22 protein-coding genes are annotated in these 25720 nt (G+C 72.4%); 13 read left to right on the forward strand and 9 right to left on the reverse strand.

The genetic code is table 11. The features are described from left to right. The first annotated feature begins 85 nt into the window (after positions 1–85). Positions 86–1336 carry a cytochrome P450 gene (locus tag CR165_RS16855; protein WP_109518109.1) on the forward strand — a complete coding sequence of 417 codons (1251 nt, stop codon included), beginning with the start codon at positions 86–88 and terminating at the stop codon, positions 1334–1336. A gap of 99 nt (positions 1337–1435) precedes the next feature. On the opposite strand, the gene CR165_RS16860 is transcribed toward CR165_RS16855, so the two are convergent. After that, a complete protein-coding gene (locus CR165_RS16860; protein WP_245906505.1) occupies positions 1436–3064 on the reverse strand; it encodes an ABC transporter substrate-binding protein in 1629 nt (542 codons plus the stop codon). A 297-nt stretch (positions 3065–3361) separates the two neighbouring features. On the opposite strand from CR165_RS16860, the gene CR165_RS16865 reads away from it, so the two are divergent. The 6 genes from CR165_RS16865 to CR165_RS16890 all read left to right on the forward strand — a co-directional run bounded on the left by CR165_RS16865 (position 3362) and on the right by CR165_RS16890 (position 7819). Further along, on the forward strand, positions 3362–3733 hold the full coding sequence (locus CR165_RS16865; protein ID WP_146201928.1) for a hypothetical protein: 372 nt from the start codon (positions 3362–3364) through the stop codon (positions 3731–3733). A gap of 76 nt (positions 3734–3809) precedes the next feature. Further along, on the forward strand, positions 3810–4274 hold the full coding sequence (locus CR165_RS25700; protein WP_109518111.1) for a DUF2934 domain-containing protein: 465 nt from the start codon (positions 3810–3812) through the stop codon (positions 4272–4274). A 260-nt stretch (positions 4275–4534) separates the two neighbouring features. Then, a complete protein-coding gene (locus CR165_RS16875; protein ID WP_146201929.1) occupies positions 4535–4957 on the forward strand; it encodes a Rap1a/Tai family immunity protein in 423 nt (140 codons plus the stop codon). A 15-nt stretch (positions 4958–4972) separates the two neighbouring features. Continuing rightward, a complete protein-coding gene (locus tag CR165_RS16880; RefSeq protein ID WP_109518113.1) occupies positions 4973–5245 on the forward strand; it encodes a glycine zipper domain-containing protein in 273 nt (90 codons plus the stop codon). Between the two features lie 100 nt (positions 5246–5345). After that, positions 5346–6251 carry an agmatinase gene (speB, locus tag CR165_RS16885; RefSeq protein ID WP_109518114.1) on the forward strand — a complete coding sequence of 302 codons (906 nt, stop codon included), beginning with the start codon at positions 5346–5348 and terminating at the stop codon, positions 6249–6251. Positions 6252–6586: 335 nt separating this feature from the next. Beyond that, positions 6587–7819 (forward strand): type III PLP-dependent enzyme, encoded by a 1233-nt coding sequence (locus CR165_RS16890; RefSeq protein WP_109518115.1) that lies wholly within the window; start codon positions 6587–6589, stop codon positions 7817–7819. 60 nt (positions 7820–7879) lie between these two features. Here CR165_RS16890 and CR165_RS16895 read toward each other — a convergent pair whose 3' ends face one another. From CR165_RS16895 to CR165_RS16930, 8 genes are all read right to left on the reverse strand, one after another. Next, positions 7880–10966, reverse strand: coding sequence for an efflux RND transporter permease subunit (locus tag CR165_RS16895; RefSeq protein ID WP_109518116.1), 3087 nt, complete (start codon positions 10964–10966; stop codon positions 7880–7882). Positions 10967–10970: 4 nt separating this feature from the next. Then, entirely contained in the window at positions 10971–14054 is a 3084-nt protein-coding gene (locus tag CR165_RS16900) for an efflux RND transporter permease subunit (protein ID WP_109518117.1), read from the reverse strand. Further along, positions 14051–15364, reverse strand: a complete 1314-nt coding sequence (locus CR165_RS16905; protein WP_181378212.1) for an efflux RND transporter periplasmic adaptor subunit — start codon at positions 15362–15364, stop codon at positions 14051–14053. Before CR165_RS16905 ends, CR165_RS16900 begins: the two co-directional genes overlap by 4 nt. 16 nt (positions 15365–15380) lie before the next feature. Further along, entirely contained in the window at positions 15381–16787 is a 1407-nt protein-coding gene (locus CR165_RS16910; RefSeq protein WP_245906507.1) for an efflux transporter outer membrane subunit, read from the reverse strand. 2 nt (positions 16788–16789) lie between these two features. Continuing rightward, complete coding sequence (locus CR165_RS16915; RefSeq protein ID WP_109518119.1) at positions 16790–17245, reverse strand: periplasmic heavy metal sensor; 456 nt, start codon at positions 17243–17245, stop codon at positions 16790–16792. Beyond that, the gene (locus CR165_RS16920; RefSeq protein ID WP_109518120.1) at positions 17242–17682 is read right to left on the reverse strand and encodes a hypothetical protein; all 441 of its coding nucleotides are present in this window, start codon (positions 17680–17682) and stop codon (positions 17242–17244) included. The genes CR165_RS16915 and CR165_RS16920 overlap by 4 nt, the downstream gene beginning before the upstream one ends. 5 nt (positions 17683–17687) lie before the next feature. Next, positions 17688–18338: a sigma-70 family RNA polymerase sigma factor gene (locus CR165_RS16925; RefSeq protein WP_109518121.1), complete on the reverse strand. Its 651-nt coding sequence runs from the start codon at positions 18336–18338 to the stop codon at positions 17688–17690. A gap of 149 nt (positions 18339–18487) precedes the next feature. Beyond that, positions 18488–19180 (reverse strand): fumarylacetoacetate hydrolase family protein, encoded by a 693-nt coding sequence (locus CR165_RS16930; RefSeq protein ID WP_109518122.1) that lies wholly within the window; start codon positions 19178–19180, stop codon positions 18488–18490. 129 nt (positions 19181–19309) lie between these two features. Between CR165_RS16930 and CR165_RS16935 the strand changes: the two genes are divergently transcribed. From CR165_RS16935 to CR165_RS16960, 6 genes are all read left to right on the forward strand, one after another. Next, positions 19310–20029: a FadR/GntR family transcriptional regulator gene (locus tag CR165_RS16935; protein WP_109518123.1), complete on the forward strand. Its 720-nt coding sequence runs from the start codon at positions 19310–19312 to the stop codon at positions 20027–20029. Between the two features lie 121 nt (positions 20030–20150). Continuing rightward, the gene (gene ltnD, locus CR165_RS16940; RefSeq protein WP_109518124.1) at positions 20151–21065 is read left to right on the forward strand and encodes an L-threonate dehydrogenase; all 915 of its coding nucleotides are present in this window, start codon (positions 20151–20153) and stop codon (positions 21063–21065) included. A gap of 2 nt (positions 21066–21067) precedes the next feature. Further along, a complete protein-coding gene (gene otnK, locus CR165_RS16945) occupies positions 21068–22333 on the forward strand; it encodes a 3-oxo-tetronate kinase (RefSeq protein ID WP_109518125.1) in 1266 nt (421 codons plus the stop codon). Between the two features lie 13 nt (positions 22334–22346). After that, on the forward strand, positions 22347–23108 hold the full coding sequence (locus CR165_RS16950) for a DeoR/GlpR family DNA-binding transcription regulator (RefSeq protein WP_109518126.1): 762 nt from the start codon (positions 22347–22349) through the stop codon (positions 23106–23108). A gap of 48 nt (positions 23109–23156) precedes the next feature. After that, positions 23157–24116, forward strand: coding sequence for a D-erythronate dehydrogenase (denD, locus tag CR165_RS16955; protein ID WP_109518127.1), 960 nt, complete (start codon positions 23157–23159; stop codon positions 24114–24116). Between the two features lie 113 nt (positions 24117–24229). Beyond that, positions 24230–25645: a GntP family permease gene (locus CR165_RS16960; RefSeq protein ID WP_109518128.1), complete on the forward strand. Its 1416-nt coding sequence runs from the start codon at positions 24230–24232 to the stop codon at positions 25643–25645. Positions 25646–25720 lie beyond the last annotated feature (75 nt).

Genomic DNA, 25720 nt, shown 5'->3' on the forward strand with positions numbered 1-25720 from the left:
CGGGAGGGGAGGGGGGGGCGGCAACCCTCCCGCCCGCTCCGGGTTCCGTCCGTGACGGACCACGCCGCCATGGAAGGAGCCGGGCATGCCGGACACCCCCCGCGCCCCCGCCCTCGACGACACCCTGGCCCTGCTGCGCGAGGGCTACACCTTCATCGGCCGCCGCTGCGACGAGCTGGGCACCGACCTCTTCGCCACCCGGCTGATGATGACACCCGTGCTGTGCATGCGCGGGGCGGAGGCGGCGCGGATGTTCTACGCGCCGGGCCGCTTCACCCGCCAGGGCGCCATGCCGCGCAGCACGCTGTGGCTGCTGCAGGACAAGGGCAGCGTGCAGGCGCTGGACGGCGCGGCGCACCGGCACCGCAAGGCGATGTTCATGGCCATGATGTCGCCCGGCGCCATCGCCGGCGCCGCCGACCTGCTGGAGAAGCACTGGCGCGAGGCCCTGCCGCGCTGGGAGGCGGCCGGGGAGGTGGCGCTGTTCGAGGAGATGGGCCTGCTGCTGACGCGCGTGGCCTGCGACTGGGCCGGCGTGCCCCTGCGGGAGGAGGACGCCCCCACCCTGGCCGCCGAGCTCACGGCCATGATCGAGTATTCCGGCCGCGTCGGCCCCGGCACGCTGAACGCGCTGCGCCTGCGCGCCCGCACCGAGCGGCGGATGCGCGCCCTGGTGCGGGAGATCCGCGCCGGCGCGGTGCCGGTGCCCGAGGGCAGCGCGGCGGCGCTGATCGCCGCGCACCGCGCGCCGGACGGCACGCCGCTGGACGAGAAGGCGGCCGCCGTGGAACTGATCAACATCCTCCGCCCGACCGTCGCGGTGGGGCGCTTCATCGCCTTCGCCGCCCTGGCCCTGCATGAGAACCCCGCCTGGCGGGCCCGCTTCGCCGCGGGAGAGGAGGACGGCCTGGAGCCCTTCGTGCAGGAGGTGCGGCGCTTCTATCCCTTTTTCCCGATGATCGGCGGGCGGGCCTGCGAGGCCTTCGAATGGCACGGCCACCGCTTCGCGGCGGGCGACTGGGTGCTGCTCGACCTCTACGGCACCAACCACGACCCGCGCCTCTGGCCGGAGCCGCACCGCTTCCGCCCCGAGCGTTTCCACGGCTGGCCGGGCGACCCGGACACCCTCGTCCCGCAGGGGGCGGGTGACCCGTACCAGGGGCACCGCTGCCCGGGCGAGTGGATCACCATCGCGCTGATGGGCCGCGCCGTGCGTCTGCTCAGCCAGGCCATGCGCTATGCCCTGCCGCCGCAGGACCTCTCCATCCGGCTGAACCGGATGCCCGCCATGGCGGAAAGCGGCGTGCGGCTGCGCGAGATCCGCCGCGCCGCCTGAGACGGCCCCGGCACAAAGTTATCCCCAGATTCCGTGGAGCGATCTGGGGATAAAACCGGGAGGCCGGTGTGGAAAATCCGGCCAACCCCTTGTCCCGCCTCAGCGTGTCAGGCGGATATCCAGCCCCTTGTAGAGGGCCACGCCATAGATGCCGTGTGGCCGCACCCCCTCCACCCGCTGGGTGGAGACCACCCAGAGCGGCTGGCGCAGCAGCGGCAGCCAGACATTCGCCTCCGCGATGCGCTTCTGCAGGTCGCCCATCACCCGGGCCCGCTCGGCCGGGTCGGTCGCGCCGCGCGCCTGGCGCAACGCCTCGTCCGTCTCGGGGTCGTTCCAGTTCATCCGGTTCGGTGTCGGGCGGTTGGTGCTCGGGAAGTAGAGCGAGAAGGCGTCGGTGGCCGACATGTAGGGGTAGGACATGACGAAGGCGTCGAATTCCTGCGTCGCCAGCTTGCCCCAGCCCACCGTGGCATCCCAGAGCTGCACCCGCAGCTCGATGCCGACGCGCCGCAGATCGGCCTGGATCGCCTGCATCACCGTGCTGTTGACCGCGGTCTGCAGCGCGTAGAGCAGCAGCGAGGCGCGCTGCCCGTCCTTCACCCGCACGCCGTCGGGGCCGGGCGTCCAGCCGGCCTCGTCCAGCACGCGGCGGGCGGCGGCGGCATCGTATTGCGGCACCAGCTTGGCCGCCTCGGGGTTGAAGTCGAGGGCGGCGGGGTTGAGGTAGGCGGTGGCCGCCTCGCCCGCGCCGAAGAAGACGGCCTTGGCGATGGCCTGCTTATCCACCGCTAGGTTCACCGCCTCGCGGATGGCAGGGTCGCCGCTCACCGGCTTGTCCACCTTGAAGCCGAGGAAGTGGTCGAAGAAGTGCACCGGCTGCTGCTGCAGCTTCAGCGTCGGGATGCGGCGCAGCCCCTCGAGCGCGAAATAGGGGATCCACTGCGTCACGTCGCCCTGGCCCGACTGCACGGCGGCGAGCCGCGTGGTGGCTTCGGGGATGATGCGCAGGATGATGCGCTCCACCTGCGGCGCGGGGTTCTTGTAGATCGGCGGGCCCCAGTTGTAGCGGGGGTGCTTCGTCAGCACCATCTCCTGCCGCGGCGTCCAGGACTGCCAGCAATAGGGGCCGGTGCCGTTGAAGCCCTGCACGCCGAAATTGTCGCCCAGCCGCTCCACCGTCGCCTGGTCGACGATGCTGCCGAAATACTGCGTCAGTTGCAGCAGCAGCTCGCTGAAGGGCTCCTTCAGCTCATAGACCAGGGTGTGGTCGTCCACCGCGCGGATGTCCTGCACCGGGCCGGCGCGCCAGCGCACCGGGCTGCGCGTCGCCGGGTCCACCCAGCGCTTCAGCGAATAGGCGGCATCCTTCGCGGTGAAGGGCTTGCCGTCGCAGAAGGTGACGCCCTGGCGCAGCTTGAAGGTGTAGGTGCGGCCATCCTCGCTGACGCTCCAGCTCTCGGCCAGGCCGGGGCGGATGGTGCGCTGGTCCCAGTCCATCGTCACCAGCGTGTCGGACAGCAGGAACAGCGCCTCGCCCGCCGCGAGGGAGGAGGTGCGGGCGGGGTCGTAGCGGTCGGCGTCGATTTCGCGCAGGACCAGCAGGGCGTCGCGCGGGGCGGATTGCGCGCCGGCCGGCGCGGCGGCGCCGAGCGCGCCCAGCAGGAGGGCGGCGCCCCCGAGCCAGCGCATCATCGGCCGGGTGGCGGTGCGGCGGGATGCCTTGAACATAGGCGGACCTCTCCTCTCCAGGCGGTTGCAAGCCGTCGACCTCGCGCCGTGTCCGGCCCGCCATCCATGCGGGTGGCCGGCCGTTCGGGGCGGTCTTTCTCCCTGTCGCGCCGGCGGTGGGCATACCCCCTCCGCCCGCCCTTTGCCGGAAGGTCAACAGAATGGCCGCGGAACGTCAACGCCGCGCAATGAGCGGGCCGCCCGCCGCGCTCGCGGCAGCGTTACCTGACGGCACAACCGGAGCGGGTCACATTCCGGCCGTTCCCGTCTTTCCGGGGACGCGGCGGAGTTCGATCGATGCGCTCACCCTCATCCCGCCATGGCCTGGAGGCACGTCCGGCCATGGCGCATGGCTCGCCGGCGCTGCGTGGCCTGGCCGTCGTGGCCAAGGCGCTGGCCAGCTTCGCCGTCACCTTCATCGAGCTCCTGGCGGAGCTGCTGGCGCCGCTCCTGCTGTTCGTCGGCGCGCTCTGGTGGGGGGCGCTGCGCCTGGTCGGCCAGATCTCGGCCGAGCCGGAACTTCAGGCGATGCTGCACGTTCTGCCGACGCAACTGCAACTGGGCGCCTACGATCTGACCCCCGCCGGGCTGATCCGCCAGGGGCTTTTGCTGCTGGCCGTGGTGGCCGCCTGCCGCACCGTGAACCGGCTGCTGGCCCGGGAATTGTGAGCAGCGCCGCCACGCGCCACCCGATGTCTGCGCAGGCGGGCCGGCCGGACGTGGCGCCCGCGAGAGGAGATTGTGCATGAGCGACACGTCACCGGACCGGGAGGAGCGCATCCGCGCCCGTGCCTACGAGATGTGGGAAGCCGAGGGCCGGCAGGAGGGGAAGGCGGAGCACTACTGGCACCGCGCCCGGGAGGAGATGGAACCGCCTTCCGGCAGCCTGGACGACCAGCTGGCCGATACCTTTCCCGCCAGCGATCCGCCCAGCATGACCAGCCCCAGCTATCCGGAGGAGCCGCTGCCGGCCGTGCCGCAGGACGAGGCGCTCCCCGCCCGGTCGGCCACGGTGGAGGAGCGGCCTGAACCGGCACCGGCCAAGCCCGCCAAATCCGGCAAGCCGAAGCCGCCGCCCAAATCCGCTGCCCAGCCTGCAACTACCCAGCCTGCAACTACCCAGCCTGCAACTACCCAGCCGGCCGCCCAGCCCACGCCCAGGCCGGCCGCCAAGCCGAAGGCCAAGCCGGTGCCGCGCGGCAAGGCCTGACAAGGCCGCGCGGAAGGATTGCTGCCACCGTTGAGGCGGGAAGGAGACCGCTCCCTCTGCCCCAGCGGGAGCGGGACGGTGCAGATTGCCGTCTCGCCTTTTCCCGCCTTCGAATTGACAAAAACATTCCTGCTGATCTTGCCTGCAAGACATGAAGCCGATCTTGTGAAAGGGTGGGCTTTACTGCCAGCCAGGAAAGAATAATCTCCGCCACGCCACTGTTTTAACCGCGAGGATCATCATCGATGCGGAACATTATTGTGGCTGCCGCGCTTGCGGCCGCGGCGGCCTCTCCCGCCCTGGCGCAGACCAGCACGACAGCTCCTTCCAGCCCGCCCGTGACCCAGGTGCGCACCGTGGCCGATCTGGCCGCCATCTGCGACCCCGCCCCCGGCCCGCTGCGGCTGGAGGCCATCGCTTACTGCCAGGGCTACATCACCGCGGCGGGCCAGTACCACGCCGCCATGTTCCCGGCCGGCAGCGGCCGTAAGCCGCTCTACTGCGTGCCCAGCCCGGCGCCCTCCGTGGCGCAGACCGGCATCGCCTTCGCCGCCTGGGCGCGGCAGAACGCGCAGTATGCCGCCGAGCCGGCGCTGGACGGGCTGCACCGCTGGGCCCAGGCCACCTATCCCTGCCCGGCCGAGACCACGCCGCCGCGCGCCAGCCGCCCGGCCAGTCGCTAAGAGGGAGCCGTCGCAATGAGCACCACCATCCTGCGTCCCGCCCGCCTCGCCCTGCCGCTGCTGGCGGCGCTGGCCCTCGGCGCCTGCGCCAACATGAACCCGACCACGCGCAACGTGGCCGGCGGCACCGCCGGGGGTGCCGCGCTGGGCGGCATCATCGGCTCCTTCACCGGCGATGCCGGCTTCGGCGCGCTGCTGGGCGCCGGCGCGGGCGCCGCGGGCGGCTATCTCTACGATCAGTCGCAGCAGCAACAGTACCAGAACCGCCGGCCGCCGCGCCGGTACTGAGCCGGCCGACCGGGCGGGGGCCTATGCGCGGCCCCCGCCCTCCTGGCGCCCGCCGGGCCGCCACGCCTATCTTCGCCGCCCGCGCGTGAGGCCCCGCCCTATGTCCCTGGTCCCCACCTTCGCCACCCCGCCTGGCTTCCTCGGCGTCACCCGCACCGACCGTGGTGCGGATTTCGCCGTGGCCGGCATCCCGCTCGACCTCGGCACCACCAACCGTGCCGGTGCCCGCTCCGGCCCGCAGGCGATCCGCGCCGCCAGCCGCATGCTGGTCGATGGCGCGCACCCGTCGCACTGGGTGGACCCGGCCACCCTCTCGCTGGCGGATCTCGGTGAGTTCTCCATCGCGCTGGGGGACCTGCCCGGCAGCCTGGCGGCGATCGAGGCGCAGGCGGCGGACCTTTCGCACCTGATCGCGCTGGGCGGCGAGCATGGCATCACCCTGCCGCTGCTGCGCGCTCTCTCGCGCCGCCTGGGCGGCCCGCTCGCGCTGGTGCATTTCGACGCGCATGTGGACACCTGGCCGGACAATTTCGGCCAGATCTACGGGCACGGCTCGGTGTTCTACCACGCGCTGCGCGAGGGGCTGGTGGACCCGCAGCGGATGATCCAGGTGGGCATCCGCTCCCCCGTGCAGCGCGAGGTGTGGGACTGGACCCTGGCGCAGGGCGTCACCATCCTCGACGCGCAGACGGTGCACGAGGCCGGCCCCGCCGCCGTGGCCGAGCGCATCCACGCGGTGGTGGGCGATGCCCCCGCCTATCTCAGCTTCGACATCGACACGCTGGACCCCGCCTTCGCCCCCGGCACCGGCACGCCGGAGATCGGCGGCCTCGCCTCCTGGCAGGCGCAGGGCATCCTGCGCCGGCTCGGCGGGCTGGACTGGCGCGGCATGGACATCGTCGAGGTGGCGCCGGCCTACGACGTGTCGGAAATCACCGCGTTGGCCGCCGCGACCATCGCCTGGGAATACCTGGCGCTCGTGGCCATGCCCAAGCCCCGGGGCTGAGGCACCGAAAACGCGTCCCTGCCGGCGCGGCATGGCTTTAAATAGCTCACCGCGCTGCTTATCTGGCGCATTCGCTGACGCTATCGCACGTGCCGCGAGCCCCGCAGAGCAGGGCACAGCAACGACGTAAACGCGTCCTTCTCGCTCGTGCCGGCCATTTCCGTGGGCCGGCTTCACTGGAAGGAAGTGGCTATGTTCGGTGACCGGACCGCTGCGATGCCAGACCATCGCAACATCGCCTGACGCATCCGCCGGGGCCTGACGCCCCGGTCTGACGCCGTCGCCCGTCTTCTCTTCTCGTCCCGTTCCGCTCCGATGTTGTGGGGGTTCCGTCCATGGGCCTGATCCGCTCGCGTTCCGCCGTGGCGCCGCTGCGCCGTTCCCTGCGTTCCGAGGCGCGCCTGCCCAGCGTGGAGGCGCTGGTCGCCGCCGAGCGCCCGGCCGAGCCGGTGCTCTGCCTGCGCCCGGCTGTCATCGCCGAGGCGGCGCGGGACTTCGTCGGCGGCTTCCCCGGCACCGTGCTCTACGCCGTGAAGTGCAACCCGGAGCCCGCCGTGCTGCGCGCGCTCTGGGAAGGCGGCGTGCGGCACTTCGACTGCGCCTCGGCCGCCGAGGTGGCGCTGGTGCGCAGCCTGTTCCCCGAGGCCGCCATCCACTTCATGCATCCGGTGAAGTCCCGCCCCGCCATCCGCGAGGCGTGGGAGCACCAGGGCGTGCGCGACTTCGTGCTGGACGATGCGAGCGAGCTCGCGAAGATCCTGGCGGAGACGGGCGCCGGCGCGGCCGATGGGCTGGGGCTGGTGGTGCGCATCGCGCCGCCGCCAGGGGGCGGTGCGCTGTACGACCTCTCCGGCAAGTTCGGCGCCGGGCTGGAGGAGGCGGTGGCCCTGCTGCGCGCGGCGCGCCCGCACGCGGCGCGGCTCGGCATCTCCTTCCATGTCGGCTCGCAGTGCATGGACCCGCTGGCCTACCGGCGTGCCATCGCGCTGGCGGGCCAGGCGATCCGCATGGCCGGGGTGGCGGTCGAGGTGGTCGATGTCGGCGGCGGCTTCCCGGTGGCCTATCCGGAGATCGAGCCGCTGCCGCTCGGCGCCTATTTCGCCGAGATCGAGGCGGCCTTCGAGGCGCTGGGCCTGCCGCAGGCTGAGCTGTGGGCGGAGCCGGGGCGTGCCCTGGCCGCCGCCGGCGGCTCCGTGGTGGTGCAGGTGCAGATGCGGCGCGGCGGGATGCTGTACGTGAACGATGGCGTCTATGGCAGCCTCTCCGATGCCGGTGCGCCGGGTTTCCGCTTCCCGGCGCGGCTGCTGCGGCCGGAGGGCGGCGCCTCGCCGGTGCGGCGCGGCTTCTCGCTCTTCGGCCCGACCTGCGACAGCGCCGACATCATGCGCGGCCCCTTCGAGCTGCCGGAGGATGTGCGGGAGGGCGACTGGATCGAGATCGGCCAGCTCGGGGCCTATGGCGCCTGCCTGCGCACCGGCTTCAACGGCTTCGACCGGGCCCGCCTGGCCGAGGTGGCCGACCGCGCCATGCTGGGCGACGTGGCGGAGGAACTGCCGCAGGCTGCGTGACGGACAGGAAGAAGATGATGGGGGGCGGGGAAGAAGGAATTCTTCCCCGCCTTTCTTTTTTCATGCCCGCCGCGGCACCAGCGCCCCGCCACGGTGCCGCAGCCTGTCGAGCGCCAGGAAGATGACCGGGGTGGTGTAGAGCGTCAGCAGCTGCGACACGACGAGCCCGCCGATGATGGTGATGCCGAGCGGCTGGCGCATCTCCGCCCCCGTGCCGGTGCCCACCGCCAGCGGCACCGCGCCGAGCAGCGCGGCAAGCGTGGTCATCAGGATCGGCCGGAAGCGGTCCCGGCAGGCGGCCAGGATGGCTTCCTCGCCGCCGATGCCCTTCTCCCGCTCATGCTCCAGCGCGAAATCCACCAGCATGATGGCGTTCTTCTTGACGATGCCCATCAGCAGGATGATGCCGATCAGCGCCATCACCGAGAGCGGGATGCCGGTGATCACCATGGCCAGCAGCGCGCCCAACCCCGCCGTGGGCAGGGTGGAGATGATGGTCAGCGGGTGGATGAAGCTCTCGTAGAGCACGCCCAGCACGATGTAGATGGCCAGCACCGCGCCCAGGATCAGCAGCGGCTGCGAGCGGCTGAAATCCTGGAAGGCGGCGGCGTTGCCGCCATATTGCGCGCGCAGCGTGCCGGGCAGCATCACCTCGCGCTCGGCCTGCTGCACCAGCGCCGTGGCGTCGCCCAGCGCCAGGCCGGGGCCGAGGTTGAAGCTGATGGTGGTGGCCGGGAACTGGCCGCGATGCGTGACGCGCAGCGGCGCCACGTCCCGCTCCACCCGCGCCACGGCGGCGAGGGGCACCTGCGCGCCGTCCCGCCCGGGGACGAAGATGCGGTCGAGCTGCACCGCGCCTTGCTGCAGGGCAGGGTCGATCTCCAGCACCACCTTGTACTGGTTGCGGGCGCCGTAGAGCGTCGAGATCTGCCGCTGCGAGAAGGCGTTGTTGAAGGCGCTGCTGATGGCGGTGATGGAGACGCCGAGCCGCGCCGCCGCGTCGCGGTCGATGATGACGCGGTTGGTGAGGCCGGAGCGCTCCTGGTCGCTGGAGACATCGGCGATGCCGGGCACGGTGCGCAGCTTCTCGACCATGGTGTTGGTCCAGGTGCGGAGCTCCTCCAGGTCGGTGCCGAGCAGGATGTAGGAATAGGCGGCGTTGCCCGGCCGGCCGCCCACAAACAGATCCTGCTGCGCGCGCAGGAAGGCGTTGACGCCGGGGACGCGGCCGAGCGGGGCGCGCAGCCGCTCGATCACCTGCGCCGCCGAGGCATCCCGCTCGGCGCGCGGCTTGAGCGCGATGTAGAACTGCCCCGTGTTGGTGCCGCCGCTCCAGCTGCTGCCGCCGATCTGCGAGCCGACGCTGGCCACCGCCGGGTCGCGCAGGATGATGCGGGTGAGCTGCTCTTGGTAGCCCACCATGGTGGCGAAGGAGGTGTCCGGCGCCGCCTGGGCGTTGCCGGCCAGCAGCCCGGTGTCCTGCTCCGGGAACAGCCCCTTGGGCACGCTCATGTAGAGCCACACCGTCAGCACCAGGAAGCCGAGGCTGGCCAGCAGCGACAGCCAGCGGAAGCGCAGCACCCAGCCCAGCGACCACATGTAGCCGCGGATGATCCCGTCCATGCCCGCCTCGAAGGCGCGGCCGAAGCGGCCGGGCGGGCGCTCCTCGGCACGGCCGAGATGGGCGGCCAGCATCGGCGTCAGCGTCAGCGCCAGCACCGCCGAGATCAGCACCGCGATGGCCATGGTGGCGGAGAATTCGCGGAACAGCCGGCCGACGATGCCCTCCATCGCCAGCAGCGGGATGAACACCGCCACCAGCGAGAGGGTGATGGAGACGATGGTGAAGCCGATCTGTCGCGCGCCCTCCAGCGCCGCCTCGAAGGGCGCCATGCCGCGCTCGCGCATCCGCGCCATGTTCTCGATCATGACGATGGCGTCGTCGACGACGAAGCCCACCGAGACGATCAGCGCCATCAGCGAGAAGTTGTTGAGCGAGTAGCCCATCAGCCAGATGACGAAGAGCGTGCCGAGCAGCGAGAGCGGCACGGTGACGCTGGCCGCCACCACCGGCCCGGTGCGCCGCAGGAACAGCGCCACCACGCCGATCACCAGCGCCACGGTGATCAGCAGCGTCAGCTCCACCTCCTCGACGCTGGCGCGGATGGTGCCGGAGCGGTCGCTCATCGTCTCGATGCGCACGCCGCCGGGCACCCAGCGCTCCAGCTGCGGCAGCATGGCGCGCACGCCGTCCACCACCTCCAGCACGTTGGCGTCGGCCTGCTTGAAGACCATCATCAGGATGGCCGGGCGCTCGTTGAACCAGGCGGCCTGGCGGCGGGAGCGGGTGGCGTCGGTGACGCTGGCGATCTGCGACAGGCGCAGCACGCCCCCCTCCGCGGTGCGGATGACCAGCGGCGCGTACTGCGCGGCGCGGTCCAGCCGGTCGTTCACCGCGAGGCTGGTGGCCTGCTCCGGCCCCTCGATATGCCCCACCGGCTGGGTGATGTTGGCCTGGGTGACGGCGGTGCGGATGTCCTCGAAGGAAACGCCCGCCGCCGCCGCCGCGTCCGGGTTCACCGCGATGCGCACGGCCGGCTGGTCGGCGCCGCCCACCTGCACCTGCGCGACACCCTTCACCTGCGCCAGGCGCTGCGCCACGATGCTGTCCGCCACGTCGTAGAGCGCGCTGGCGCGCAGCGTGTCGGCGGTCATGGCCAGGATCAGCACCGGCGCGTCGGCCGGGTTGATCTTGCGGATGCTGGGTGGGTTGGGCAGGCCGGAGGGCAGGTCCTCGCGCGCCGCGTTCACCGCCGCCTGCACGTCCCGCGCCGCGTCCGACTGGGTGCGGGAGAGGTCGAACTGGATGATGATGTTGCCGGTGCCGGTGCTGGCGAAGGAGGTCATCTCCGTGATGCCCGCCACCTCGCCGATGCGCCGCTCCAGCGGCGCGATGACGGTGGCCGCCAGCGTCTCCGGGTTGGCGCCGGGCTGGCTGACGCTGACGAACAGCGTCGGGATATCGACGCGCGGCATGGCCGAGACGGGCAGCTCGCGCAGCGCCACCAGCCCGGCCAGCGCCAGCCCGACGGCCAGCAGCACCGTGGCCACCGGCCGCCGCAGGAAGGGGGCGGAGATGGAGAACATCGCCTCAGGCCGCCTTTTCCCGGCCGCGCCGGCCCAGCACGGCGCGCAGCTCCTCGAGCCCCAGATAGACCGCGGGCGTGGTGAACAGCGTGACGAGCTGGCTCAGCAGCAGCCCGCCCACGATGGAGACGCCGAGCGGCAGCCGCAGCTCGGAGCCAACGCCCGATTGCAGCACCAGAGGCAGGGCGCCGAGCAGGGCGGCGGCGGTGGTCATCATGATCGGGCGGAAGCGCAGCAGCGCCGCCTCGCGGATCGCGTCGCGCGGGCTCATGCCGTGGTCGCGCTGCGCCTCCAGCGCGAAGTCGATCATCATGATGGCGTTCTTCTTGACGATGCCCATCAGCAGGATGATGCCGATCAGCCCCACCACGGAGAGATCCAGCCCCCACAGCTCCAGCGCCAGCAGCGCGCCGATGCCGGCCGAGGGCAGGGTGGAGAGGATGGTGATGGGGTGGATGAAGCTCTCGTAGAGCACGCCGAGCACGATGTAGATGACCACCACGGCGGCCAGGATCAGCCAGGGCTGCCCCTCCAGCGATGAGGCGAACTCCGCCGCGTCGCCGGCGAAGCGGCCGGCGATGCTGTCGGGCAGGCCGATCTGCTGGCCGGCGGCGGTGATGTCGGCGATCGCCTGGCCCAGCGCCATGCCCGGCGCCAGGTTGAAGCTGATGGTGACGGCGGGGAACTGGTTCTCCCGCGTCACCAGCAGCGGGCCGCTGGTGCGGGTGAAGCGGGCGATCTCGGCCAGCGGCACCTGGGCGTTGTCGGCGCCCGGCACGCGCAGCTGGCCGATGGCGGTGGGGTCCTGCCGCAGCCGGTCGGAGGCTTCCAGCACCACGCGGTACTGGTTGCTCTGGCCGTAGATGGTGGAGATCTGCCGCTGGCCGAAGGCGTTGTAGAGGGCGTTGTCGATCGCCTGCATCGAGACGCCGAGCCGCGCCGCGCGGTCGCGGTCCACCTCGATGGCCAGGCGCAGCCCCTCGTCGCGCTGGTCGGTCGCCACGTCGCGCAGGCCGGGCAGGGCGCGCAGCCGCTCCAGCACGCGCGGCGCCCAGAGGGAGAGGGTGGCGGCGTCGGAATCGGTCAGGGTGTACTGGTACTGGGTGGTGCTGATGCGCGGGCTGATCTGGATGTCCTGCACCGCCTGCGGGTAGGCGACGATGCCCGGCACCTCGGCCAGCTTCGGCTTCAGCCGCTCGATGACGCCCTGCGCGTCGAGCCCCCGCTCGGCGCGCGGGCGCAGGATGGCGGTGATGCGGCCGGTGTTCTGCGCCGGGTTCAGCGCGCCGGCGCCGGCCACGGCGGTGACGGAGGCCACGGCGGGGTCCTGGCGCACCACCTCGGCCAGCTTCGCCTGCGCCTCGGCCGAGCGGGCGAAGGAGGCATCCTGCGGCACCTCGGTGGTGATGCTGATCAGCCCCGTATCCTGCACCGGCAGGAAGCCCTTGGGCATGACGACGTAGAGCCAGGCGGTGAGCGCCACGGTCAGCAGCGCCGCCAGCAGGGTCAGCCCCTGGTGGCGCATGGTGACGGCCAGCGCCCGGCCATAGCCGAGGCGCATCCGCTCGAAGCCGTTCTCGAACCAGCGCGTGCTCCAGCCCGGCTGGTGCCCGCCGCGCAGGACGAGGGCGCACATCATCGGCGTCAGCGTCAGCGAGACCACCATGGAGACCAGCACGGCGGCGGTCAGCGTCTCGGCGAATTCGCGGAACAGCCGGCCGATCACCCCCTCCATGAACAGCAGCGGGATGAACACCGCCACCAGCGAGAGGGTGAGCGAGACGATGGTGAAGGCGATCTGCCTGGAGCCCTCGAAGGCGGCCTCCAGCGGGCGCATCCCCTTCTCGATCAGCCGCACGATGTTCTCGATCATGACGATGGCGTCGTCGACGACGAAGCCCGTCGCGATGGTCAGCGCCATCAGCGAGAGGTTGTCGAGCGAGTAGCCCATCACCGCCATGATGCCGAAGGTGCCGACGATGGAGAGCGGCAGCGCCACGGCGGGAACCAGCGTCGCCCGCCCGCTGCCGAGGAACAGGTAGATCACCCCCACCACCAGCGCGATCGCCAGCACCAGGGTGAGCTGCACCTCATGCACCGAGGCGCGGATCGTCTCCGTGCGGTCGGACACCACCTGGAGGCGGGCGCCGGCGGGGATGGCGGCCTGCAACTCGGGCAGCAGGCGCTGGATGCGCTCCACCGTCTGCACGATGTTGGCGCCGGGCTGGCGCTGCACGTCGATCAGCACGGCGGGGCGGCCGTTGAACCAGGCGCCGTTGCGCTCGTTCTCCAGCGTCTCCACCGCCTCGCCCACGTCGCGCAGCCGCACCGGCGCGTTGCCCTGCCAGGCGATGATGACGTCGGCGAACTCGGCGGCCGAGTTGATCTGGTCGTTGGCGAGAATGGAGGAGGCCTGGCGCGGCCCATCCAGCGACCCCTTCGGGCTGTTCTGGTTGGCGGCGGTGACGGCGGTGCGCACCGTCTCCATGCTGAGGCCATAGGCCGCCAGCCGGAGCGGATCGACCCGCAGCCGCACGGCGGGGCGCATGTTGCCCTGCACCGTGACGCGGCCGACGCCGCTGGCCTGGGAGAGCTTCTGCGCGATCAGCGTGTCCGCGAGGTCGGAGAGCCGCATGATGGGCAGCGTCTCCGAGGTCAGCGCCAGGGTGATCACCGGCGGGTCGGCCGGGTTCACCTTGGCATAGACGGGCGGGTAGGGCAGGGAGGAGGGCAGGGTGCCGCGCGCCGCGTCCAGCGCCGCCTGCACGTCCTGCGCCGCCTCGTCGATGCTCTTGTCCAGCCGGAATTGCAGCGTGATGCGGCTGACCCCCGGCCCGCTGACCGAGGACATCACCTGCAGCCCCGCGATCTGCGCGAACTGCCGCTCCAGCGGCGCGGTGATCAGCACCGCCGCCGTATCCGGCGAGGCGCCGGGCAGCTGCGTCGTCACCTCGATGGTGGGGAAGTCCACCTCCGGCAGCGAGGAGACCGGCAGCCGCATGTAGCCGAACAGCCCGGCCAGCAGCACGGCCACCGCCAGCAGCGTGGTGGCGACCGGCCGGGCGATGAAGGGGGCGGCGATGTTCATGGCGTGCCGCCGCCATTGGCCGCCTGGCGGCGCGGGCGGCGCTCGGCCCCGGCGCCGGGCGGCGCGGCGCCGGCGGGCGCCTCGGCGCTGGCGGGGACGATGCGGCTGCCATTGTTCAGCCGCAGCCCGCCGGAGGTCACCACCTGCTCGCCGGGCTTCAGCCCCTCACGCACCACAGCCTCGGCCAGGGTCACGGCGCCCAGGGCGAGCGGCCGCTGCTCCACCGTGTTGTCGGGCTTCGCGACGAAGGCATAGGGCCCGTTCGGCCCCTGCTGCACCGCCACCAGCGGGATCACGATGGCGCCCGGCACCGTCTCGATCGCCAGCCGCAGGCTGACGAAGGCGCCCGGCCAGAGCCGCATGTCGTCGTTCGGGAACACGGCCTTCACCCGCACCGTACCGGTGGTGGCCTCGATCTGGTTGTCGATGGTCAGCACCGTGCCGCGCGCCGGCTCGGCCCGCGCCACGGCGGCCGCGGCGGGCGGCGCGCCGGCCCCGCGCGTGGTGGCCTGGCCGGAGACCGGCTCGGGCAGCGTCTCCACCGTCACCGGCCCTGCCGCCATGGCACGCCGCAGCCGCGCCAGCTCGCCCTGCGGCAGGGTGAAGCTGACGGCGATGGGCCGCATCTGCGTGATGGTGACGATGCCGGTGGCATCGCCGCTGCTCACCAGGTTGCCCGCGTCCACGCCGCGCAGGCCGATGCGGCCATCGATCGGCGCGCGGATGGTGGTGTAGTCCAGCTGGGCGCGTGCGGTGTCGATGGCCGCCTGGTCCTGCGCCACCTGCGCCTCGTACATCGCCACCTGGGCGCGCTGCGTGTCCACCTGCTGGCGGGTCACGCCGCTGGCCGAGAGCAGGCCCTGGTAGCGCCGCAGGTCTGCGCGGGCGTTCTCCAGTTGCGCCTGGTCGTAGGCCTTCCTGGCCTCGGCCTGGGCCAGGGCGGCGGCGTAGGTGCGGTCGTCGATGCGGGCCAGGATCTCGCCGGCCTTCACCTCCTGCCCCTCCTGGAAGCGCACTTCCATGAGTTGCCCGCTCACCTGCGAGCGGACGGTGATGCTGTTCAGCGCCTGCACCGTGCCCAGCGCGTCGAGCGTCAGCACGAGGTCCTTCTGCGCCGCCGCCGCCAGGGTGACAGGGATCGGGATGCCGCCCCCCGGCCCGCGCCGGCCGCCCGGGGCTCCGGGCGCGGTCTGGGCGGCGCTCTGCCCGGCCGGGGCGGCGGCCTCCTGGCGCTGCTTCCAGAGGTAGTAGCCGCCGCCGCCCGCCCCGAGGACGAGCAACAGCAGAAGGAGAAGGCGGGAGCGGGACATCATGCGTTCCAGGGCTCTATCGCCAGCCGCCGCCCAGCGCGCGGAACAGCGCGACGGCGGCCTGCAGCCGGGCGAGCCGCGCCTGCACCAAGCTGACGCGGGTGGAGAACAGGGATTGCTGCGTGTTCAGCAGGGTGATCAGGTTGATGGTGCCGGCGCGCAGCTGCGCCTCGGCGATGCCGAAGGCGCGCTCGGCGCGCGCATTGGCCTCGGCGCGCAGTGCCTCCTGCGCCGTGGTCTCGCGCAGCGCCACCAGCGCGTCCTCCGTGTCCTGCAGCGCGGCGACGATGGCGCGGCGGTACTCGATCAGCAGCTCCTCCGCCTGTGCCTGGCTCAGCGCCACCTGGCCGCGCCGGGCGCCGCCGTCGAAGATGGTCTGCGCCAGCCCGGCGACGAGGGAGAAGAACTGCGCCTCCGGCCGCAGCAGCGTGCCCAGCGCCGCCGACTGCAAGCCGCCCTGGGCGGAGAGGCTGATGCTGGGCAGCAGCGCCGCGCGAGCGGCGGCCACATTGGCGCTGGCGGCGGCCAGGCCGGCCTCGGCCGCCAGCACGTCCGGCCGGCGGGCCAGGAGGTCGGCCGGCTGGCCCGGCGCCGCCTCGGGGATGCGCAGCCGGTCGAAGGCACCGGCGCCGAGGGTGAAGCTCTGCGGCGGCTGGCCGGTCAGCAGGGCCAGGGCGTTGCGGTTCTGCGCCGCGCTCTGCCGCAGGCCGGGGATGTTGGCCTCCACCTGGGCCACCACCGTCTCCTGCTGCGCAAGGTCGAGCCCCGTGGCCACGCCGAAGTTCACCTGCTGGCGGATCACGCCCAGGGTGCGGCGCGCCGCGTCCAGGTTGGCCTCCTGCACGCGCAGCTCCTCCTCGGCGGCGAGGAGGTTGAAATAGGTGTTGGCCACCGAGGCCTCGGTGGTCAGCAGCACCGTGCCGGCGTCGAAGCGGGTGGCGCGGGCATTCTGCGCGGCGGCCTCGGCGGAGGCGCTGTTGCGGCCCCAGAAATCGATCTCGTAGCTGGCGGTGAGGGTGGCGTCGTAGCGCGTCGCGTTGCGGTTGCGGGAAAGGCCGGAGGCGGTGCTGCGGGACTGGGTGACGCCGCTGTCCACCGCCAGCGTCGGCAGCAGGGCGGCGCCGGCGATGCGCAGCTGCGCATCGGCCTGCCGCACCCGCGCGGCGGCGGCGGCGAGGTCGAAATTGCCCGCAATCGCCGCCTGCATCAGCGCATCCAGCGCCGGCGCGTTGAAGCCGCGCCACCATTCCGGCTCCGGCCAGCGCACCGGCGCCGCGGCGGCGGGGTCGAGGAAACGGCCAGGCAGGTCGAGGCCGGAGAGCGCCGGCTCCGGCTTCGGGCCGCAGGCGGCCAGCAGGGCCAGCAGCGCCAGCGGGTACCATGCCGTGGCGTGGCACGCCTTGCGGCTCAGGGACATCGGCATGGTCAGTTCCGCTTCTCCCGGCCGCGCTGCTCATGCGCCGCCATGTCCGCCGCGATCAGCCGCCGCCCCTCGGGCGAGAGGGCGGCGAGGCCGTTCGCCAGGCTGTCGTCGTACTGCGCGCTGAACTCCTGCCAGCGCTGGCGTGAGCGGGCCATGGCGGCCCGCAGAGCGGCGGCGTCGAAGGGCTCGCGCGCCAGGGCCTCGCGCACCGCCGGGCGGCTCTCGCGCAGCGCCTGCAGAAGCGGCTCGTAGCGCGGCCGGCCGGCCTCCAGCGCCTGGCGGAGCAGGGCGCGGTCCGCCTCCGGCAGGGCGCGCTCGATCTGCGCCTGCATGCGGCTGATGCTGGGGCCGCCGCCACCTGCCGGGCGGGAGAGCAGCACGCCGCCCAGCACGAGGTTCAGCGCCAGGGAGGCGCCGAGCGCCCCCTTCAGCCAGGGCGACCAGTCGGGGGGTCTCATTCAGGCAGTTCCACCATGGCGAGCAGGGGCGGCGCGCCGAGCCAGGGCTGCGCGGCGGGGCCGGGGGCGAGGTTCAGCCAGAGCAGGCAGGCGGCCAGCGTCACCAGCGCGCCGCAGCCGGCGGGCCAGAGCGGGCGCAGCCAGGCCCAGGGGGAGGCCCCGGGCGAGTCCCAGATTGAGGCACCGGCCGGCGCGGGCGGCGGCGCGGTGGCCACGGCCTGGGCCAGCCGCGCGCGCATTCGCGCCAGGGCCTGGGCATCCGGGCCGGGCAGGCTCTCGTCGAGCAGCGCGGCCAGGGCCTGGGCGCGGCGGTGCAGCGCCCGGGCCTCGGCGGAGTCCGCCAGCAGCCGCCGCGCCGCCTCGGCCTCGGCGGGCGGCCAGCGCGCGGGGTCCGCCCCGTGGGTGTCGAGGAGCCCGGAAAACGTCTCGGGGCGCATGGGCGTCACTCCAGGATGCCGCGCAGCCGGCTGGCGAGCAGGAAGCGCGCGCGGCGCAGCAGCCCTTCCAGGGCGCGGGTGGAGATGGAAAGGGCCGCGGCGGCCTCCGCCCCGCTCAGCCCCTGGTCGTGCGAGAGGGCCAGGGCGGCCCGCTGGCGGGGTGGCAATTCGCGCAGGGCGGCGCCCAGCAGGGCCTGCCGCTCGCGCGCGGCCAGCGCCGCCTCCGGGTCGGGCGCCGGGTCGGCGGTCTCGGGGGCGGCGTCCAGCGGCAGGGGGGCGGCGCGGCGGGCGCGGTCGATCGCGGCATGGCTGGCGATGCTGTACAGCCAGGTGCCCACCTGGCCCCGCGCCGGGTCGAAGCGCGCGGCGTTGCGCCAGGCGCGCAGCAATGCCTCCTGCGCCACCTCCTCCGCCTCCGCCGCGCTGCCGGTGATGCGCAGCCCGATGCGGTAGAGCGCCGGCAGGTGGCGGGTGGCCAGCTGGTCGAAGGCCAGCCGGTCGCCCGCCGCCGCCCAGCCGAGCAGCACCGCGTCCGCGGCCGCCGCGCGGTCGCGGGCCAGCGGCGGAACCGCACCCGCCTTGGGGGCCGCGTCGGGGGAGGACCGCTCGGTGATTGGGGCCTCCCAGCCGGCGATGGAGAGAAGGGCGTTCGGCATGGGTCTCGCGTCGTGTCCCCCCTGATACGGACGGGGCGGCGCGAACCCACGCGGGAGATAGGGAATTTTTTGCGGGCGGACAGACGAAAAGAGCCCGGGGGAGTGAATTCCCCCGGGCTCTTTCCCGTTTCCGGCCGCCGAGGCGCCGGTCAGACGGTCTGGTAGGTGACCTTGATCTCGCCCACGCCCTCGCAGACGCCGTGCAGCGCATCGCCCGGCTTCACGGCGCTGACGCCGGAGGGGGTGCCGGTCATCAGCAGGTCGCCCGGCAGCAGCTCCACGTAGCGGGAGAGGTAGGCGATCGATTCCGGTACGGTCCAGATCATCTGGTTGAGGTCGCCGGTCTGCTGCACCTTGCCGTTCACCGTGACCTCGATCCTGCCCTTCTCCGGGTGGCCGATGCGGGCGGCGGGCACGATCTCGCTGATCGGGCAGGACTGGTCGAAACCCTTCGACAGCTCCCAGGGGCGGGAGAGCTTCTTGGCCTCGGCCTGGATGTCGCGCCGCGTCATGTCGAGGCCGATGGCATAGCCATAGACATGGGAGAGGGCGTCCTCCACCGCGATGTCGCGGCCGCCCTTGCCGATGGCCACGACCATCTCGATCTCGTGGTGCAGGTCCTTGGTCTGCACCGGGAAGGGCAGGGTGCCGCCGCCCGGCACCACGGCGCTGGCCGGCTTGGCGAAGAAGAAGGGCGGCTCGCGGTCCGGGTCATGGCCCATCTCGCGCGCATGGTCGGCGAAGTTGCGGCCGACGCACCAGATGCGGCGGACGGGGAACACGCCCTCCTCGCCCTGGACCGGCACCACGGCCTCCGGCGGCGGCTCGACGACGTAGCGCATGGGCGTAACCCTCCTCCTGGCGCGCCGCCCTTGCGGCGCGAAACCAATTCGCCGATTGGTTAGAAGGGTCGGGGCGGCGCGTCAACCGCCCTTGGTGCGGCCGGGCGCCGTGCCCTAAAGGCAGGGGCCATGCGGAACGAGCGTGACGAGAACGGTGCGGCGGGGCAGGGCGGCGCGCCGGTGCTGACCCTGCTGCAGGCCTATCTGGCCAAGGCCAGCCTGCCGGCCAGCGGCCGCCTGCCGCCCGAGCGCGCCCTGGCGCAGGAGCTGGGCGTCTCCCGCGCCGAGCTGCGCCAGGCGCTGGCGGCGCTGGAGCGGGATGGGCAGCTCTGGCGGCATGTCGGCAAGGGCACCTTCCTGGGGTCGCGGCCGCTGGCCGCCATCGGCGGCGTGGCCGAGCTGGCGGCGCGGAGCAGCCTGGAGGAGGTGCGGCAGGCCCGGATGGTGCTGGAGCCGCAGCTGGCCGCCCTGGCCGCCCGCCACGCCACGCCGCGCCAGCACGCCGCCCTGCGCGCCGCGCTGCGCGATGGCTGCGCGCCCGGCCAGTCCTGGCGCGGCTTCGAGGGGCAGGATGCGCGGCTGCACCGCGAGATCGCCGCCGCGGCCGGCAACCTGGCGCTGCTGCACCTGTTCGACCAGCTCGCCACGCTCCGCCGCACCCTGACCTGGGACCGGCAGCGCCTGCGCCCCGGCGGTCCGCCGCCCGACCATCCCTCCTTCGCCGAGCATGCCCGCATCGTCGGGGCGATCGTGGAGGGCGATGCCGAGGGCGCATCGGCGGCAATGGCCGGGCATGTCGGCCATGTGCACCGGCTGATCGAGGCGGAGCCGCCACGCACGGCGCCCTGACGCCAGTGTGTTCGGATTTGTGAAAATTTGGTGACGGAGCGATTTACAGCCCGGAAGGCTGTGACTATGAGGGCGGCACCGTACCGGTCATGCACAAGTTTTAACACCGCGAGGTTCCGCCATGCCGCCCAGCAACGCCTACCATGTCTGTGTCGTCGGGCTGGGCTCGATGGGGATGGGGGCGGCGCATTCCTGCCTCGCGGCGGGGCTGCACACCTACGGGGTGGACCTGAACCCGGCCGCCACCAGCGCCCTGCGCGAGGCCGGCGCCGCCGAGGCCGGCACCAGCGCCCTGCCCTTCGCGGAGAAGCTGGACGCGGTGCTGCTGCTGGTGGTGAACGCCGCGCAGTGCAAGGCCGTGCTGTTCGGCGAGGACGGGCTGGCGGCGAAGCTGCGCCCGGGCACGGGCGTCATGGTCTCCGCCACCATCTCGGCCGAGGACGCGAAGGAGATCGCCGCCGGCCTCACGGCGCAGGACCTGCTGCCGCTCGATGCCCCGGTCTCGGGCGGCGCCGTCAAGGCGGCGGCGGGGCAGATGACGGTGATGGCCTCCGGCACCCGCGCCGCCTTCGACCGGCTGCGCCCGGTGCTCGATGCGGTGGCCGGCAAGGTCTACGAGATCGGCGAGGAGATCGGCCTCGGCGCCACGGTGAAGATCATCCACCAGCTTCTCGCCGGCGTGCACATCGCGGCGGGGGCGGAGGCGATGGCGCTGGCCGCCCGCGCCGGCATCCCGCTCGGCACCATGTACGAGGTGGTGACCAACGCCGCCGGCAACAGCTGGATGTTCGAGAACCGCATGAAGCACGTGGTCGATGGCGACTACACGGCGAAGTCGGCGGTGGACATCTTCGTCAAGGATCTCGGCCTCGTCACCAAGACCGGGCTGGCGATGAACTTCCCGCTGCCCCTGGCCACCACCGCCTACACCATGTTCGCCAACGCCTCCAACGCCGGCTACGGCAAGGAGGACGACGCGGCCGTCATCAAGACCTTCGCCGGCATCCAGCTTCCCGGCGTGAAGCGGGAGAAGTGATCATGCGCCTCGGCGTCATCGGCGACGACTTCACCGGCTCCACCGACATCGCGGGCTTCCTGGTGGCCAACGGCCTGCGCACCGTCCAGCTCAACGACGTGCCGGACGACGCGCTGCAGGTGGAGGCCGATGCGGTGGTGATCAGCCTCAAGACCCGCTCCTGCCCGCCGGAGCAGGCGGTGGAGCAGAGCCTCGCCGCGCTGCGCTGGCTGCAGGCGCGCGGCTGCCCGCAATTCTTCTTCAAGTACTGCTCCACCTTCGACAGCACGCCCAAGGGCAATATCGGCCCGGTGACGGATGCGCTGCTGGCCGCGCTGGGCGAGGATTTCACGGTGATCTGCCCGGTGCTGCCGGTGAACGGCCGCACCATCTACAACGGCTATCTCTTCGTGAACGGCGTGCCGCTGCATGAATCCGGCATGCGCCACCACCCCGTCACGCCGATGACGGACAGCAACATCATGCGCGTGATGGAAGCGCAGTCCGCGGGCCGCGCCGGCAACGTGCCGAGCACGGTGATGGACCAGGGCCCCGAGGCGGTGCGCGCTGCTCTGGCGAAGCTGAAGGCCGAGGGCGTGCGCTACGCCGTGCTGGACGCGCTGAACGATGCCCACCTCGTCACCATGGGGCAGGCCGTGGCGGGGATGAAGCTCGTCACCGGCGGCTCCGGCCTCGCCGACGGCATGGCCCGCGCCTGGACGGAGCTGCGCGGCGACGCGGCGCAGGCGGCCGAGGCCGGCCGCCCGGTGGCCGGGCGCGCCGTGGTGCTCTCCGGCTCCTGCTCGCAGATGACCAACGCGCAGGTGGCGGCCTACCGCGCCGAGGCGCCGTCCCTGGCCGTCGATGTCGCGCGCTGCCTGGAGGATGCAGGCTATGCCGCCGCGCTGGCCGCCTGGGTGCAGGCGCAGCCGCGCGACGGGCTGGCGCCGCTGGTCTATGCCACCATGCCGCCCGATGAACTGAAGGCGGTGCAGGAACGCTTCGGCGCCGCCCGCGCCAGCGAGGCGGTGGAGCACACCTTCGGCGCCCTGGCGAAGCTGCTGGAGGCGGCGGGCTTCGGCCTGTTCATCGTGGCGGGCGGCGAGACCTCGGGCATCGTCACGCAGTCGCTCGGCATCCGGGGCTTCGCCATCGGGCCGCAGATCGCGCCCGGCGTGCCCTGGGTGCGGGCGGTGGGCAAGCCGCTCTCGCTGGCGCTGAAGTCGGGCAATTTCGGCCAGGAGCGCTTCTTCTTCCAGGCGCAGGAGATGGTGGCGGACGCCACCTGACAAACCGCCGCCCATGATCCCCGCCGAGCGCCAGAACCTGATCGTCTCCCGGCTGGAAAGCCGCGGCGTGCTCAGCATCGCCGAGCTGACCGAGCTGCTGGGCGTGTCGCACATGACGGTGCGGCGCGACCTGCAGCAGCTGGAGCGGGCGGGGCGCGTCACCACCGTGGCGGGGGGCGTGCAGCTGCCGGAGAAGATCCTCACCGAGCCCTCGCACCTGGCCAAGGCGCGGCTGCGGCACGGGGAGAAGGTGGCCATCGGGCGGCTCGCCGCTACCATGGTCCGCCCCGGCGCCGTGGTCTATCTGGATGCCGGCACGACGACGCTGGAGATCGCCCATGCCCTGGCCGGACGCGACGACATCTCGGTCGTCACCAACGACTTCGTCATCGCCTCGCACCTGATGCGCAACGCCGCCTGCCGCCTCTACCACACCGGCGGCGAGGTGGAGCGCGAGAACCGCTCCTGCGTCGGCGACCCGGCGGCGGAGGCGGTGCGGCGCTTCAACTTCGACATCGCCTTCATCTCCACCTCCTCCTTCGGCATGCGCGGCGTCTCCACGCCATCCGAGAACAAGGTGGCGGTGAAGCGCGCCATCGTGCAGAGCGCGGATGAGAGCGTGCTCGTCACCGACAGCACGAAGTACGGCAAGCTCGGCACCTTCAACGCGGTTCCGCTGGAGGCGCTTTCGGCCATCGTCACCGATGCCGGCTTGCCCGACACCGTCCGGGACGCCATACGGCGCGCCGGCATCACCCTGCACATCGCCGGGTAGCCCGCGCCATGCCGGCCGCCCGCAGGACCTCCTGACAGGACAACACGCATGAAGATCATCGTCACCGGCGGTGCCGGCTTCCTGGGCACGCGGCTGATCAAGGCGCTGCTGGCGCGCACCGGCCAGGTGGAGGGGCTGCCCGCCTTCGATGCCATCGTCTCGGTGGACCTGGCGCCCTGCACGGTCGAGGACCCGCGCGTTACCTCCGTCACCGGCAATGTCTCGGACCCCGCCTTCATCCGCGCCGCGGTGACGCCGGACACGGTGGCCGTCTATCACATGGCCGCCGTGGTCAGCGGCCAGGCGGAGGCGGATTTCGACCTCGGCATGAGCGTGAACCTCGACGGCACCCGCGCCCTGCTGGAGGCCTGCCGCGCCCTCGGCACCGCGCCGCGCTTCGTCTTCGCCAGCTCCCTCGCCGTGTTCGGCGGGCCAATGCCCGAGGTGGTGCCGGAGGATCTGGCGCTGCTGCCGCAATCCTCCTACGGCGCGCAGAAGGCGATCGGCGAGCTGCTCGTCAACGACTATTCCCGCAAGGGCTTCATCGACGGCCGCGTCTGCCGCCTGCCCACCATCGTGGTGCGGCCGGGCAAGCCGAACGCGGCGGCCTCCTCCTTCGCCAGCGGCATCATCCGCGAGCCGCTGAACGGCGAGGCCTCCAACTGTCCGGTGCCGCCGGAGACCCGCATGTGGATCTCCTCGCCGGCCACCGTCATCGACAACCTCGTCCACGCCATCACCGTGCCGGGCGGGAAGTTCGAGGGGCGGCGCACGCTGAACCTGCCGGGCCTCTGCGTCACCGTGGCCGGGATGCTGGAGAGCCTGGAGCGCGTCGGCGGCGCCGCGGCGCGCGCCCGCGTCACCGCGCAGCCGGAGCAGCGCATCATCGACATCGTCTGCAGCTGGCCGGGCGATTTCGACGTGGCGCGCCCGCTGGCGCTGGGCTTCACCCGCGACACCGATTTCGACGCGGTGGTGCGCCAGTACAAGGACGAGTTCATCGGCTGAAGGGCCGGGCGGGGGAAAGGGCCGGGCTCCTTCCCCCGCGCAAGGATACGGACGCGCGGCGGGCGTGGGTCGCCCGCCGCCAATGACGAGAACGTTATCGGAGAAGAGTCCCCATGAACGGTGCGGCTAGCACAGTCGGCCCGGCGGCGATCGTCGGCCTTGTCTTCGGCATCGCCCTGCTGATCTTCCTGGTGCTCCGCACCAAGATCCACGCCATCCTGGCGCTGGTCATCGCCGCCTCCATCGCCGGCCTTTCCGCCGGCATGGCGCCGGACGCCGTGGTCAACTCCATCACCAAGGGCTTCGGCGGAACCCTCGCCACCATCGGCCTCGTCATCGGCTTCGGCGTGATGATGGGCCGCATCCTGGAGGTGACGGGCGCGGCGGAGCGGCTGGCCATCACCTTCGTCCGCTGGCTCGGCGAGAAGAAGGAGGAATGGGCGATGATGGCCACCGGCTACATCGTCTCCATCCCGATCTTCTGCGACAGCGCCTTCGTCATCCTCAACCCGCTGGCCCGCGCGCTGGCGCGCAACTCGGGCAAGTCGGTGCTGACCATGGGCATCGCGCTGGCCGGCGGCCTGATGCTGACGCACCACGCGGTGCCGCCGACGCCGGGGCCGCTCGGCGCCGCCGGCATCTTCGGCGTCGACATCGGCATGATGATCCTGTGGGGCATCGTGCTGACCCTGCCGGCCACCTTCGTGCTGATCTGGTACGCCCGCGCCATGGGCCCGCGCATCGAGGCGATGATCCTGCGCGACACGGGCGAGCCCCTGGGCGGCAACGCGGCGGCGGCCTTCGGCCAGTTCAAGGAGGCGGCGGCGAAGCGCGAGAGCGAGCTGCCCTCCCTGACCCGCTCGGTGCTGCCGATCCTGGTGCCGATCCTGCTGATCTTCGTCAACACCGTCGTCACCGGCATCGCCAAGGCGAGCGGCGACGCGGCGATGGCGCAGTCCACCCTGGTGCAGCTCTGCGCCTTCATCGGCAATCCGGTGATCGCGGTCGGCATCGGCGTGGCGCTCGCGGCCTATGGCCTGGCCGGCCACATGACGCGCGACGAGGCGGTGGGCGAGATGGAGAAGGGCGTCGAGAGCGCCGGCATCATCATGCTCGTCACCGGCGCCGGCGGCGCGCTGGGCGGCGTGCTGCGCGACAGCGGCACGGGCCAGTACATCGGCGAGTGGGTGGCCACGCTGCCGCTGCCGGCGATCCTGATCCCCTTCGTCATCGCCACGCTGGTGCGGCTGATCCAGGGCAGCGGCACGGTGGCCATCATCACCGCCGCCTCCATCTCCGCGCCGATCCTGGCGCAGATCGAGGGGGTGAACCTGGCGCTCGCGGCGCAGGCGGCCTGCATCGGCTCCATGGTGTTCGGCTACTTCAACGACAGCTACTTCTGGGTGATCAACCGCATCCTCGGCGTCAAGAACGCCAAGCACCAGCTGCTCACCTGGTCGGTGCCCACCACGCTGGGCTGGGCCACGGCACTGGTCACGCTGCTGGTGGCCAACGCCATCGTCGGCTGAGCCACCGGGCCGGGAGCGGCGGCGGGCGGGCGGGGCGAAGGTCCCGCCCGCCTTTTTCATGGGCTTTCCGCTTCC

Origin of the sequence: Teichococcus aestuarii, from assembly GCF_003116135.1 — a bacterium.
Taxonomy (GTDB): Bacteria; Pseudomonadota; Alphaproteobacteria; order Acetobacterales; family Acetobacteraceae; genus Pseudoroseomonas; species Pseudoroseomonas aestuarii.

Excerpts from the sequence above, each read along its gene's own strand:
- CR165_RS16855 (WP_109518109.1), top strand. The coding sequence starts at position 86 with ATGCCGGACACCCCCCGCGCCCCCGCCCTCGACGACACCCTGGCCCTG.
- CR165_RS16860 (WP_245906505.1), bottom strand. The coding sequence starts at position 3,064 with ATGTTCAAGGCATCCCGCCGCACCGCCACCCGGCCGATGATGCGCTGG.
- CR165_RS16865 (WP_146201928.1), top strand. The coding sequence starts at position 3,362 with ATGCGCTCACCCTCATCCCGCCATGGCCTGGAGGCACGTCCGGCCATG.
- CR165_RS25700 (WP_109518111.1), top strand. The coding sequence starts at position 3,810 with ATGAGCGACACGTCACCGGACCGGGAGGAGCGCATCCGCGCCCGTGCC.
- CR165_RS16880 (WP_109518113.1), top strand. The coding sequence starts at position 4,973 with ATGAGCACCACCATCCTGCGTCCCGCCCGCCTCGCCCTGCCGCTGCTG.
- speB (WP_109518114.1), top strand. The coding sequence starts at position 5,346 with ATGTCCCTGGTCCCCACCTTCGCCACCCCGCCTGGCTTCCTCGGCGTC.
- CR165_RS16890 (WP_109518115.1), top strand. The coding sequence starts at position 6,587 with ATGGGCCTGATCCGCTCGCGTTCCGCCGTGGCGCCGCTGCGCCGTTCC.
- CR165_RS16895 (WP_109518116.1), bottom strand. The coding sequence starts at position 10,966 with ATGTTCTCCATCTCCGCCCCCTTCCTGCGGCGGCCGGTGGCCACGGTG.
- CR165_RS16900 (WP_109518117.1), bottom strand. The coding sequence starts at position 14,054 with ATGAACATCGCCGCCCCCTTCATCGCCCGGCCGGTCGCCACCACGCTG.
- CR165_RS16905 (WP_181378212.1), bottom strand. The coding sequence starts at position 15,364 with ATGTCCCGCTCCCGCCTTCTCCTTCTGCTGTTGCTCGTCCTCGGGGCG.
- CR165_RS16910 (WP_245906507.1), bottom strand. The coding sequence starts at position 16,787 with ATGCCGATGTCCCTGAGCCGCAAGGCGTGCCACGCCACGGCATGGTAC.
- CR165_RS16915 (WP_109518119.1), bottom strand. The coding sequence starts at position 17,245 with ATGAGACCCCCCGACTGGTCGCCCTGGCTGAAGGGGGCGCTCGGCGCC.
- CR165_RS16920 (WP_109518120.1), bottom strand. The coding sequence starts at position 17,682 with ATGCGCCCCGAGACGTTTTCCGGGCTCCTCGACACCCACGGGGCGGAC.
- CR165_RS16925 (WP_109518121.1), bottom strand. The coding sequence starts at position 18,338 with ATGCCGAACGCCCTTCTCTCCATCGCCGGCTGGGAGGCCCCAATCACC.
- CR165_RS16930 (WP_109518122.1), bottom strand. The coding sequence starts at position 19,180 with ATGCGCTACGTCGTCGAGCCGCCGCCGGAGGCCGTGGTGCCGGTCCAG.
- CR165_RS16935 (WP_109518123.1), top strand. The coding sequence starts at position 19,310 with ATGCGGAACGAGCGTGACGAGAACGGTGCGGCGGGGCAGGGCGGCGCG.
- ltnD (WP_109518124.1), top strand. The coding sequence starts at position 20,151 with ATGCCGCCCAGCAACGCCTACCATGTCTGTGTCGTCGGGCTGGGCTCG.
- otnK (WP_109518125.1), top strand. The coding sequence starts at position 21,068 with ATGCGCCTCGGCGTCATCGGCGACGACTTCACCGGCTCCACCGACATC.
- CR165_RS16950 (WP_109518126.1), top strand. The coding sequence starts at position 22,347 with ATGATCCCCGCCGAGCGCCAGAACCTGATCGTCTCCCGGCTGGAAAGC.
- denD (WP_109518127.1), top strand. The coding sequence starts at position 23,157 with ATGAAGATCATCGTCACCGGCGGTGCCGGCTTCCTGGGCACGCGGCTG.
- CR165_RS16960 (WP_109518128.1), top strand. The coding sequence starts at position 24,230 with ATGAACGGTGCGGCTAGCACAGTCGGCCCGGCGGCGATCGTCGGCCTT.